Genomic DNA, 12067 nt, shown 5'->3' on the forward strand with positions numbered 1-12067 from the left:
GTTTTAGAGTCTGATGAATGGGTGAGAGTTGCGCAGTAAGAGGGGCTTCAGTGAAGTGGTTGTTTTGCTGATGAAAAGTTTCTTAGAGAATAAAATTTTCAATTTGGCTTTGGAGTTAGAAATGTCATTTCCCGCAAAAGTTTATAGAGTGTTGATTGGTTCTCCATCCGATGTTGCTGAAGAGCGTAAAGCCATTCCATTGGCACTAAATGAGTGGAATGTTAAAAACTCATTTGATAAGAAAACAGTGTTTTTACCTACTAAATGGGAGACGGATACTGTTCCAATTATGGGGGGGCGTCCTCAGGAGCTTATAAATAAACAAATAGTCATAGGGTCAGATATTCTTATCGCGATATTTGGCTTAAGGCTAGGTAGCCCGACTGGAGAGGCCAGGAGTGGTACGGTCGAAGAAATTCAGACTTTTATGCAAATGGGTAAGCCTGTCATTGTTTATTTTTCAAACAAGCCTATGAATCCGAATGAATACAAAAAAAATGCAAAGCAGTTCGAAGAGCTTTGCGAGTTCAAAGAGGAGTGTATGAGAAACGGACTAATTGGTGATTATGCATCTGTTGATGAGCTTAATGCGAAAATTAAAGATCACTTGTCTCTCATTATTGGGCAATTTGAGGAGAGCGATATTCCACCACCGCGTACTAATGCAGGTTCACATGTTGTCGAGTTACCTAAGGTAACACCGACTTCGGTCGGCGATTTCACCGTTGCTCCAGTAATTATAGATTACAGTGAAAAAGCAATTTTGGTAAAAGGAAATACAACCTCTTATAAGGATAAGTTTGTCGAGCTTGGTGGTAAATGGAATGGTTCGTTAAAGGGCTGGATATTTCCAAAGAAGCGAATAGATAGTGTTAAGGCTGTCCTTGGGATGACTAAATAATTTTTAGTGTAATGTTAAGTATTCGTGCTGTGGCGGTGTGACCAGTCAGCTGCTCGTAACGCTCGCAGGCGTAGGCCGCCCACAGTTTATGAAAGCCTTTCAGTCCTTGGTCACGCAGTATTCCTCGGGCGGGGAGCACGGTCTGTTGCAGGACCGTAGCGTAACTTTCGTCTCGGGCCAGCAAGTTGCGGCTGCCGGTCGGCGACGCATTACGAGCAAACATCAGCGCCCCTTCACCTCTTCATTTGCCACGACCCATCGCGGCGCTGAAGCCCCTGAGCGGCCGCCTTTGGTGCCGTCTTGGATGGTTGATGATGCCTAAGTGTTTGGCTTCGCGTAGTAATCGTGGCAGGTCAGCCAGGATCGCGTCGCGCGGGCGAATTCTGGTTGCTCGGGTCAACAGGACAATCGCGGCCACCCAGTCGTTTGTTGTTCGACAAGTCCCTCCACCACTCGCCGCACCAGTTGGCGGTCTTGGTCATCCAGCGCGCGGGTGCGTACCGTCGAGCGCTGCAGTCCTAACGCCTGACTCGGACTAGCGATCCTGACGTACTGATCATCACGCAGCACAGCAAGGGTGCGGTTGACGCTGCTCAGGCGGTTCTGCGCAGAGGCGATGGCCAGCTCACCTTGTTCAATTTGTTGGCGCAGATGTCCGGCGTAGTCCAGCAAGGTCTGCTGATCAATTTCTCGCGCATCGTTAAACCCTGGTCCATCCTCCAACCGACACCAGCGCACAAACGCCTGCCGACGATCACTGTGCGCTTTGACCGTGCCGTAATGGCCGCCGCCAAACATGTCCCGCAACGCTTGTGGCCGGAATAACTCAATTGCCGGCCGTAGCCAAAGTTGCGCCCATCCCGTTTACCTATCAGTGCCATGATCGAACTGCTCGCAAAACCAAACCGTTGAAGCCTTTCCTCACGTCATCCCGCCAAGAATGTTGAGTGTTATCAGGGATCAAGGCCCCTGCGACCTGTGAGGGTTGTCCACTAACGCGGGACTGGCGGCTCTTTACGACCGGGAGCTTGGGCATCTCATGATCTGGCCTCCTGAGCACTTCCGAGGAAGTGGGCGGGTGGAGGCTGCACTGGCTGACGAGAACAGCGCCGCGAGATCCTGAGTCAGGTGAAGGCAGTGAAGCGATGACCGGGGCATGCCTGACTGTCAGTCAGGTGCAGTCCATTCCGTGAGCTGGCACCATCATCTGCATCGCTGTTGCTGGTGACTTCGGTGTTTGTCACGCCGATTGTCACGAGGGGGAATGCCGCAAAGCCTTGTACGAGTTGGGCTGCAGCAGCGGTAGGTGCGCCCGTCTCTTTCCTGAAGAAAGAGACGGGCGCAGGTTGGCGCAAGGAAATGGCCAAGCGGATAGGTTGCTGCAAGGCAGCTATGAAAGGGAATGAGTTGCCGCAGTGGGCACACTGGTAAAAGTAGGCATCCATCACATCGCTGTGACCGTGCGAGCCGCCGGACGCTAATCGCACTTTGGGAGAACCACCACCGTGTGGCGTAGCCTTAAAGGTTCTGGCTACCTGGGTTGCTGTCGACGACAGCGCTTTGCCCGATCTTTTTTACCCCTGTGGGTAATTCGGGTCAAGGCTCGAATTTTTGGGAGTTCTGCGGCTGTGATGAAATTATCCGCTGGTGGAGATCCGTGGTTTTCCACAGATAGTTGCGTGGGCTTTAGATTTTTTAAATGAGGTCCATCCAAGCAGGGCGGCTTTGCAGCCCTGTTTGGATGGACCCGGCTTGAAAGTCGATAACCAGAGACCTTGTGGCCTTACACCGACGTTAGTCGCGTGGTTGCGGCCTCATCAATCTTCAGAGGTTTCGCGTTGAACCTTATCAGCGCGTTCAGGTGTGGATGTAGCGTAGATGGCCCACGCGTTCATCAGCTCCCGTCGCTTATCAAAAAAGTCTGATCGAGAGTATGCGCTTTCCGTTTCCCCGCGCTCGTCATGGGCCAGTGCGAGCTCGCAGATATCTCTCGGGAAAGGAGTCTTTTCACCTGCCCAGTCCCGGAAGGTCGAGCGGAAGCCGTGACGAGTGATGTGCTCATAACCCAGTGTATGTAGCAGATTGCGAATGCCATTAGCGTGCATCACGCCGCTTCGGCCGTGGCCGGGGAAAACGTATGGACTTCTGATATTGATTTTCGGAAGGCCCTTCAGAAGTGAAAGCACCTCTGGGGCCAGGGGAATCGCGAACGCTTGTCGTGTTTTCATGCGCTCATCAGGCAGAGACCACCGACCCAACTCCAAGTCAAATTCATCCCAGCGTGCGAATCGGACCATATGCGAGCGAGCCCCGGTTAGGATCAGTAACTGAGCTGCGACAGAAACGTGGCTGGTATCCTTGCGTAAGGCTTCCATGAGCTTCGGCAGGTCCTGCCATTTCAATGCAGGATGATGTTGGCGTTTGCGAGCTTTCTTCTTCTCATGCCGGCTGAGCAGGTTTTCGAGATGGCCGCGCCAGCGTGCCGGGTTCTCTCCGGTTCTGAGACCTCGGGCTCTGGCGGCATCCAGGATCTGTTCGATTTGCCCACGTACTTCGTCAGCCGTCCGCGTTTTAGTTGACCATATTGGCTGCAAGGCTTTGATCAGATGCTTGGTCTCGATCTGGTCCGCTGAAAGCTTCCCTACCGTAGGGAATGCATAGAGTTCGAGTTTCCTCAGCCAGCCCTTGCGCCATTTCTCCGACCAGCTCGAGCCGTGGGCATCTCGATAGTCGGTGGCCAATTTCTCGAAGGTAATCAGATGTGCCAGTTCTCGGCGCTCTGCCTCCCGCTGAGCGGCTTGTTCAACCTGTCGTTTCGCGAGTGGATCAGTGCCGTGGAGGATCTGGACTTTATTTTCATAGGCGGCTGCGCGGGCTTTTTTCAGGTCGAGCTGAGGGTAGCTCCCCAGACCCATTTCCCTGCGTTTGCCGTTCAATTGAAAGCGGAGTACCCAGGTTTTTCGTCCTGAGGGTTTCACCAAAAGACGAAGCCCTTCACCGTCTTCATACGTCCCAGCCTCAACCAAATTTTTGATTTGATTGGCAGTCAGTTTGCCCATTTTTTCGCCCTCTGTTCCCCCACTTGTTCCCCCACTTACGCGTGGAACGCCTCGGATCAAAACGGAAGTCACAGGAACAAAAATAGGCTGAAACCCTTGATCTAGCAAGGCTCTCGCGGATTTTGGTAGATGAGAATAGCTTTCAAAAAGACATTAAAAAGCCGGCTTGTGGCCGGCTTCTCGGGGACTGGTTAAGCCTATTTTTGGTAAACCTCACCAGCCTTCAATCGTTCACTCAAGCGCTCGCCCAAGTGATAGAGGGGGGCATCAGCGGGAACTCCTCCGCATCGCCGGGCAGGGTGTGCTGGCTTCACGCCAACCCCTGCCAAATGTGCCGCGCATGATACTCACATTCCCCGCAGTTTCCCAGCGTCTAGTCTGATTTAGAGCCGTCGTAGCCTGTCAAGTGTTCGTCCAGCGGGACCGGTGGGCGGCGGTTGTTGAGGGTGGACCACCAGAATACCCAGCCCAGGATGTGTACGTTTTGCTCGAAGCGCTGGTCGTAGGTCAGGAATTCGTCGGGGTGTTCGCTGTTGTTGTGGCTGCGCATGCGCAGGCCGCCGCCGGGGCGGTTGTAGAGGTATTTGATGCGTAGCATGCCGTGGTGTTCGAGGGCGTAGATTTCGCCGTCGATGATTTGGGTGCGGCCGCGGTCGATGGCGAGGATGGCGCCATCCTGGATGATGTCGATCATGCTGTTGCCGACCATGTAGGCCCCCAGGGCGCGGTCGGCGGTGACGTTGAGTTGTTCCAGGGTGCGCAGGGAGAGGCGCAGGCTTTCCTGGGAGTTGAATGAGGCGTGGAGGGGGATCTCCACGTCGATCTTTTCCGGGCCGCTGTTGGGGCCGCAGAGGTAATGGCCGCAGTCTTCACGGGCGGCAGCGCTGTTTCCGTGGTTGGGGCCTTCCAGCTGGAGGTTGGTCGGCGGGTGTTTAGGGCCTTCGCCGGTACGTAGCCAGCGGCTGGTGACACACAGCAGTTCTGCTATTTCGTCGAGCCGGGCCAAGGGCACGCCGCGCTTGAACCAGTTGTTCACATGCTGGGGCGTGACGTCGCGATTCTTGGCGAAGTCGGATGCGGAAAGATGAACTTCCCGAAGTAACATTCTTAAGCGATCACCTGATGTATTCATAAACGCAGAGTTTACTGTCCGGAAAACAAGATCAAATAAACCATGCGTTGAGTTGGTGTATGTAGGTGTTTCCTTATTGCAAGTAAAATCTTGGCTAGATTCTGTCTAGTTAAACGTTAGTTGTTGTTTTGTTTATTTAATTGAACTTGTTGTTTATTTTTTCCCACAAAAAAGCCCCGAGTGATCGGGGCTTTTTTAGATTGCCGTGGCAATGAGTAGCGGTATCAGCCTTTGTAGGCAGCTACCGACTTCATGATCTCGGCACGGGCGGCGTCTGCGTTGCCCCAACCGTCGATCTTCACCCATTTGCCTTTTTCGAGGTCTTTGTAGTTCTCGAAGAAGTGCTTGATCTGCTCCAGCAACAGCGGCGGCAGGTCGGTGTATTCCTTCACATCGACGTACAGTTGGGACAGCTTGTCGTGTGGCACTGCGATGACTTTGGCATCGCCGCCGCCGTCGTCGGTCATGTTCAGGATGCCAACCGGGCGGGCGCGGATGACCGAGCCTGGGGTGACCGGGTACGGGGTCACGACCAGCACGTCGAGGGGGTCGCCGTCGTCAGCCAGGGTGTTGGGGATAAAACCGTAGTTGGCCGGGTAGAACATCGGGGTGGCCATGAAACGGTCAACGAACAGGCAGTCGCTGTCTTTGTCGATTTCGTACTTGATCGGCGCATGGTTGGCCGGAATCTCGATGGCGACGTAGATGTCGTTCGGCAGGTCTTTGCCAGCCGGAATCTTGCTGTAGCTCATTGGGCGTTGCCCCCGTAGTTGGCCAAGTAAATTGGCCGGATTGGCCTAAAAGTGGCGGCGATTATAGGCATATTCCTGCGCCGATGCCACGCGCCAGACGTCGTACGGTACTTAGCCTTCAGTCTGATAGCGCGGGTCGCTGGCTTGCAGATGTTTCAGGCGTGCCAGTGGATCCTGGCGGTAAAACTGGCTCAGTTGCCCGTAGACCTGTGGATAACTGTCCACCAGCAAATCCGGGGCGCTGAAAAAATATTCGCTGGTGACCGCAAAAAACTCTGCCGGGTTTTCCGCAGCATATGGGTCGATGGCAGTTTCTGCGTCGGGGTTGTGGTCGAGCTGGCGGTTGAGGTCATCAAACGCGCTCTGCATCACGCTGGCCCACTCCTGGACGCGCATGTCGCTGTGCAGCGGCGGCAGGCCGTTGGCATCGCCATTGAGCATGTCGAGCTTATGCGCCAGTTCGTGGATCACCAGGTTGTAGCCTTCCCAATTGCCGCTGGCCAGTACGCCCGGCCAGGCGAGGATCACCGGGCCTTGCTGCCAGGCTTCGCCGCTGTGCTCGCCATCCCATTCATGTTCCACGCCGCTGGCGTCGCGATGGCGCTGGGGGCTGCGAAAGTCATCGGGGTAGAGAATGATTTCATGGAAGCCCTGGTACCACTCCAACTCGCCCAGGTTCATCAGCGGCAGTTGGGCCTGGGCGGCGAGCAGCAGGCGTTGTTCCTGGTGCAGATCGACGCCGGGCAGGGCAGTCAGGTGTTTTTCGGCGAGGAACAGCACGCTGGCCTCACGTAACCATTGGTCCTGTTCGGCGCTGATGCCGTCGAGGAAGGTCAGGTGATGGCGCACCCGTTGCCACGTTTCATCGGCAACCGGGTGCTTGGCCAGGAGGCGCCGGCGACGCCAGGCGCTGAGGGACCACATGGCCGATCAGTGCGGCTTGGCTTCGGAGGAGGTGCGGCCAAAGCGGCTGCGGGCCACGCCAATGATCATCGGCACCAGCGACAGCAGAATGATGAACACCACCAGCAGCGACAGGTTTTTCTTGATGAACGGTACGTTACCGAAGAAGTAGCCGAGGGTGACCAGGCCACCGACCCAGAGGATGGTGCCCAGCACGCTGAAGCCGAAAAAGCGCGGATACGGCATTTTGGCGACACCGGCGACGAACGGCGCGAAGGTGCGCAGGATCGGCAGGAAGCGCGCCAGGGTCACGGTTTTGCCGCCGTGCTTGTCGTAGAAGTCGTGGGTCTTTTGCAGGTAGTCGCGGCGGAAGATTTTCGAATTGGGGTTGCTGAACAAGCGTTCCCCGGCGGTGCGGCCGATCACATAGTTGGTGCTGTCACCGAGGATCGCCGCCAGCATCAGCAGGCCGCCCAGCAGGACCGGGTCCATGCCGCCACCGGCAGCGACGGCGCCGGCAATAAACAGCAGGGAATCGCCGGGCAGGAACGGCATGACCACCAGGCCGGTTTCGCAAAAAATCACCAGGAACAGGATGGCGTAGATCCACGGACCGTAATTGGTTACCAGCAAGTCGAGGTACACGTCGAGATGCAGGATAAGGTCGAGCGGGTTGAAATCCATGGATGGCACCTGTGTGAATGGCCCGACTCAGCGGGCCCGTGCGGAGGCTTCGGGCAATAAGGCTACGTGTGTATGCCGTTTTTCCTACAACCCTAAAACGTCGGCATTATACGGACTGAGTGATGAAAAGCGTGCTGGTTTTGTAGCGGGGGATGTCGCGGCTATTCTGGCTAGCACTGATCCAAATGTGGGAGCGGGCTTGCTCGCGATAACGGTGGGTCAGTTAAAAATACATCAACTGAACCACCGCTATCGCGAGCAAGCCCGCACACATTTTTTGGGTGTTTGGGTGAATGGCTTCAGTCTTCGCTGATCGGCAATGTGTAGTTCTTGAACTCGGTATCTTCGCGAAAGCCCATGGATTCATAGGTCTTCTGCGCCACCGCGTTATTACTGCTGGTGGACACGCGCAAACGCACGGCATTGGTTTCCTTGGCCATTTTTTTCGCGGCGCGCATCAGGTTGTCGGCCACCAGTTGGCGGCGGGCGTCCTCGGCGACGTAGATGTCATTGAGGATCCACACCCGTTTCAACGACAGCGAAGAAAAGCTCGGATACAGCTGGCAGAAGCCCAGCAGCTTGCTGTCGTCGTCATCCGGCAGCGCCAGGTAGATTACCGACTCCTTGCGCCGCAGACGCTTCTCCAGAAACGCCCGGGAGGAGTCCGGAAAGGGCAGCGCGCCATAGAACTCGCGGTATTTGACGAATAATGGGGTCAACAGGTCCAGGTGTTCCAGAGTCGCTTGAGTAATCCGCATGCTAGGCCTCAACTTCTATAGGAATACAACGGCAAACGGTCCATTACTCGGGCGCCCGCTGCTTGATGCTGCCTAAAGCGGTGAAAAATCGCAATCGTGCCGGCATCAGTCCTTGGTTGGGCTGAGCAGGAAATTGCCTTTCATCAGGTCCGGATCATCCGATTCCAGGGTCTGAACCTGCGCCTCATCCTTGAGATTGACCCCCGACAACTGCCGCCGACAGGCCTCGCGCATCAGGTACAGCAGGCGGTGCGCGGCCATGCCGTAGCTCAGACCCTCCAGGCGCACATTGGAAATACAGTTGCGGTAGGCGTCGGTCAGGCCGACCTTGGGGTTATAGGTGAAGTACAGCCCCAGGCTGTCCGGCGAGCTGAGCCCTGGCCGCTCGCCGATCAGGATCACCACCATTTTTGCCCCAAGTAACTGGCCGATCTCATCGGCCACCGCCACCCGGCCTTGTTCCACCAGGATCACCGGCGACAAGGACCAGCCTTCGGCGTGGGTCTGTTCTTCCATGCGTGTGAGAAACGGCACGGTGTGTTTATGCACCGCCAGCGCCGATAAACCATCGGCCACTACCACCGCCAGGTCCACACCGCCCGGGTTGGCCTGGGCGTAGTCGCGCAGGGTCTGGGCCGACTCATCGCTCAGGCGCCGCCCCAGGTCCGGGCGTTGCAGGTAGCTGTGGCGGTCGGGCGCGGCGCTGTGCAGCAACAGGCTATCGCGGCCGCGCTCGGCCATCTGGCTGCTCAGGCCGGTATGGTCAAACGGTAGGTGTACCGCGTCGCGGGCCTGGGCATGGGCGAACTGGAAGTCCAGTTGCGCGCCGGTGGGAATACTGGTGCCGGTGCGGCCCAGGGCGATTCGCGCCGGGGTCAGGCGCCGCAGCTCCAGCCAGGGGTTATCGCTTTCAGGTGTGTCGATTTGCACTGGAGGCTCCTTCATCCCAATTGCGCCAAGGCGTGGCGGAAGGCTGGTGGCAGGTTGTTACCAAACCGCACCTTGCCATCGGCTTGCGTGAAGATGCCCATTTTCGCCAGCCACTGCTCAAACTCCGGCGCGGGCTTTAAACCCAGGGTTTGCCTGGCGTACAGCGCGTCGTGGAAGGATGTGGTCTGGTAGTTGAGCATGATGTCGTCGGAACCCGGGATGCCCATGATGAAGTTGATCCCGGCTACGCCCAGCAAGGTCAGCAGGGTGTCCATATCGTCCTGGTCGGCTTCGGCATGGTTGGTGTAGCAGATGTCGCAACCCATGGGCACGCCGAGCAGCTTGCCGCAGAAATGGTCTTCGAGGCCGGCGCGGATGATTTGCTTGCCGTTGTACAGGTACTCGGGGCCGATAAAACCGACCACTGTGTTGACCAAAAATGGCTTGAAGTGCCGCGCCACTGCATAGGCACGGGTTTCGCAGGTTTGTTGATCAATCCCGAAATGCGCGTTGGCCGACAGGGCGCTGCCCTGGCCCGTCTCGAAATACATCAGGTTTTGCCCCAGGGTCCCGCGATTCAGGCTCAGGCCTGCGTCGTAGCCTTCCTGCAGCACATTCAGGTTGATCCCGAAGCTGGCGTTGGCCGCCTCGGTGCCGGCGATCGACTGGAACACCAGGTCCAGCGGCACGCCGCGGTTGATCGCTTCGATGGAGGTGGTGACGTGGGTCAGCACACAGGCCTGGGTCGGGATCTCGTAGCGCTGGATGATCGCGTCGAGCATTTCCAGCATGGCGCAAATCGAGGCGATGCTGTCGGTGGCCGGGTTGATGCCGATCATGGCGTCGCCGTTGCCGTACAGCAGCCCATCGAGGATGCTCGCGGCGATGCCCGCCGGCTCATCCGTCGGATGGTTAGGTTGCAGGCGCGTGGACAAGCGCCCGCGCAGGCCCATGGTGCCGCGAAACTGGGTGACGACGCGGATCTTCTGCGCTACCAGCACCAGGTCCTGCACACGCATGATCTTCGACACGGCGGCGGCCATTTCCGGGGTCAACCCCGGCGCCAGTGCACGCAGGCTGTGTTCGTCGGCCGCGTCACTGAGTAGCCAGTCCCGCAGGCCGCCGACGGTCAGGTGGCTGACCACGGCAAAGGCCTGCTGGTCGTGGGTGTCGATGATCAGCCGGGTGACTTCGTCGCTTTCGTAGGGGATCAGCGCCTCTTCCAGGAAGTGCTTCAACGGGATATTGGCCAGGGCCATTTGCGCCGCCACACGTTCGCCGTCGTTCTGTGCGGCGACGCCGGCGAGAAAATCCCCGGAGCGGGCGGGACTGGCCTTGGCCATCACGTCCTTGAGGCTGTCGAAACGGTAGGTCAATGCACCGACCGAGTGGGAAAAACTTGCCATACAGACTCTCCATGACGACGCGGGCGGTGGCCCGCGCCGTGGTTTACGGCGTTAGTGCAAGGCGGCCTCTGCGGCCTGGATCGCCGCGAACTCCTCTTCCGGCGTGCCTGCTACCAAGTGATGCCGACTGTAGAAAGCGAAGTAAGCAATTAATACTCCATAGATGATCGCCGCGCCAATCACCACGCGCGGATCCACCAGGAAGCCCGCCACCACGGCGATGCAGGCCAGTATCAGGGCCAGGCCCGAGGTGAAGATGCCGCCCGGCGTGCGGTATGGGCGCTCCATTTTGGGGCGACGGATGCGCAGGGTGATGTGCGCGGCCATCATCAGCACGTAGGAAATGGTCGCGCCAAACACCGCCACTAGGATCAGCAGGTCGCCCTGGCCGGTCAGCGACAGGCCAAAACCGATGATCCCGGGAATGACCAGGGCCAGCACCGGTGCCTTGCTTTTATTGGTTTGCGACAGTTTGCGCGGCAGGTAGCCAGCGCGGGACAGGGCGAAAATCTGCCGGGAGTAGGCATAGATGATCGAGAAGAAGCTCGCGATCAGTCCGGCCAGGCCCACCAGGTTGACGAAGCTGCCCATCCAGGTCGAGCCACCGTAGGCCAGGGCCAGGGATTCCACCAACGGGTTGCCGGACTTGATCAGCGCCAGGGTGCCGGCGCCGCCGGGGGCAATCACCAGGATCAGCAGGGCAAAGCTGGTGAGCACCACAATCGCGCCGATCAAGCCGCGGGGCAGGTCGCGCTTGGGGTTCTTGGTTTCTTCGGCGGCCAGGGGCACGCCTTCGACGGCGAGGAAGAACCAGATCGCATAAGGAATCGCGGCCCACACGCCGACATAGCCGAACGGCAGGAAACTGCTGGCGCCCTTGGCTTCGGTCACGGGAATGTCCAGCAGGTTGGCGACGTTGAAGTGCGGCACCATCGCCACCAGGAACACGCCCAGGGCAATTGCGGCGACGGCGGTAATCACAAACATCAACTTCAGCGCTTCACCGACGCCAAAGATGTGGATGCCGATAAAGATGATGTAGAACGCCAGGTAGATCATCCAGCCGCCAATGCCGAACAGTGATTCGCAATAGGCGCCGATAAACACCGCGATGGCGGCGGGGGCGATGGCGTATTCGATCAGGATCGCCGTGCCGGTGAGAAATCCTCCCCAGGGGCCGAAGGCGCTGCGGGCAAAACCATAGCCGCCACCGGCGGTAGGGATCATGGAGGACAGTTCGGCCAGGGAGAAACACATGCACAAGTACATGGTGGCCATCAGGAGTGTGGCGAGGAACATCCCGCCCCAGCCGCCTTGGGCCAGGCCGAAGTTCCAGCCGGCGTAGTCGCCGGAAATGACATAGGCAACGCCGAGGCCGACTAATAGCACCCAGCCGGCGGCGCCTTTTTTCAATTCTCGTTGTTGGAAGTATTCGGAGCCGACTTTTTCGAAGTCGACGGAGGATCCTGTCGGTTCGCTAGGCATGGGAAAGTACCTTGTTTTTATTGTTTTAACTCGGCGGATGTCTGCCGAATGCACGTC

General features: G+C 57.6%; 10 protein-coding genes and 1 pseudogene. 1 reads left to right on the forward strand and 10 read right to left on the reverse strand.

Annotated elements, in window-relative coordinates; genetic code table 11:
• Positions 1-70: 70 nt before the first annotated feature.
• Positions 71-901: a hypothetical protein gene (locus HBR94_RS00560; protein WP_170044006.1), complete on the forward strand. Its 831-nt coding sequence runs from the start codon at positions 71-73 to the stop codon at positions 899-901.
• A gap of 31 nt (positions 902-932) precedes the next feature.
• On the opposite strand, the pseudogene HBR94_RS00565 reads toward HBR94_RS00560, so the two are convergent.
• From HBR94_RS00565 to eat, 10 genes and pseudogenes are all read right to left on the reverse strand, one after another.
• Positions 933-1782 (reverse strand): annotated as a pseudogene (locus HBR94_RS00565) (integrase); the annotation flags it as partial.
• A 936-nt stretch (positions 1783-2718) separates the two neighbouring features.
• Entirely contained in the window at positions 2719-3960 is a 1242-nt protein-coding gene (locus tag HBR94_RS00570) for an integrase arm-type DNA-binding domain-containing protein (protein WP_170044007.1), read from the reverse strand.
• 373 nt (positions 3961-4333) lie between these two features.
• Positions 4334-5092, reverse strand: a complete 759-nt coding sequence (locus HBR94_RS00575) for an XRE family transcriptional regulator (protein WP_057960717.1) — start codon at positions 5090-5092, stop codon at positions 4334-4336.
• A 224-nt stretch (positions 5093-5316) separates the two neighbouring features.
• Positions 5317-5844, reverse strand: a complete 528-nt coding sequence (ppa, locus tag HBR94_RS00580; RefSeq protein WP_003176323.1) for an inorganic diphosphatase — start codon at positions 5842-5844, stop codon at positions 5317-5319.
• Positions 5845-5955: 111 nt separating this feature from the next.
• Complete coding sequence (locus HBR94_RS00585; protein ID WP_057438989.1) at positions 5956-6768, reverse strand: zinc-dependent peptidase; 813 nt, start codon at positions 6766-6768, stop codon at positions 5956-5958.
• A 6-nt stretch (positions 6769-6774) separates the two neighbouring features.
• Positions 6775-7431, reverse strand: a complete 657-nt coding sequence (locus tag HBR94_RS00590; RefSeq protein ID WP_038443607.1) for a DedA family protein — start codon at positions 7429-7431, stop codon at positions 6775-6777.
• Positions 7432-7730: 299 nt separating this feature from the next.
• The gene (locus tag HBR94_RS00595; RefSeq protein WP_057438990.1) at positions 7731-8189 is read right to left on the reverse strand and encodes a GNAT family N-acetyltransferase; all 459 of its coding nucleotides are present in this window, start codon (positions 8187-8189) and stop codon (positions 7731-7733) included.
• A 105-nt stretch (positions 8190-8294) separates the two neighbouring features.
• Complete coding sequence (gene eutC / locus HBR94_RS00600; protein ID WP_057438991.1) at positions 8295-9134, reverse strand: ethanolamine ammonia-lyase subunit EutC; 840 nt, start codon at positions 9132-9134, stop codon at positions 8295-8297.
• Entirely contained in the window at positions 9131-10525 is a 1395-nt protein-coding gene (locus HBR94_RS00605) for an ethanolamine ammonia-lyase subunit EutB (RefSeq protein WP_057960716.1), read from the reverse strand. The genes eutC and HBR94_RS00605 overlap by 4 nt, the downstream gene beginning before the upstream one ends.
• Positions 10526-10576: 51 nt before the next feature.
• Positions 10577-12010 (reverse strand): ethanolamine permease, encoded by a 1434-nt coding sequence (gene eat, locus HBR94_RS00610; protein ID WP_057438992.1) that lies wholly within the window; start codon positions 12008-12010, stop codon positions 10577-10579.
• Positions 12011-12067: the final 57 nt, after the last annotated feature.

The sequence above is a fragment of the Pseudomonas sp. WS 5412 genome (assembly GCF_012985615.1).
GTDB lineage: Bacteria > Pseudomonadota > Gammaproteobacteria > Pseudomonadales > Pseudomonadaceae > Aquipseudomonas > Aquipseudomonas shahriarae.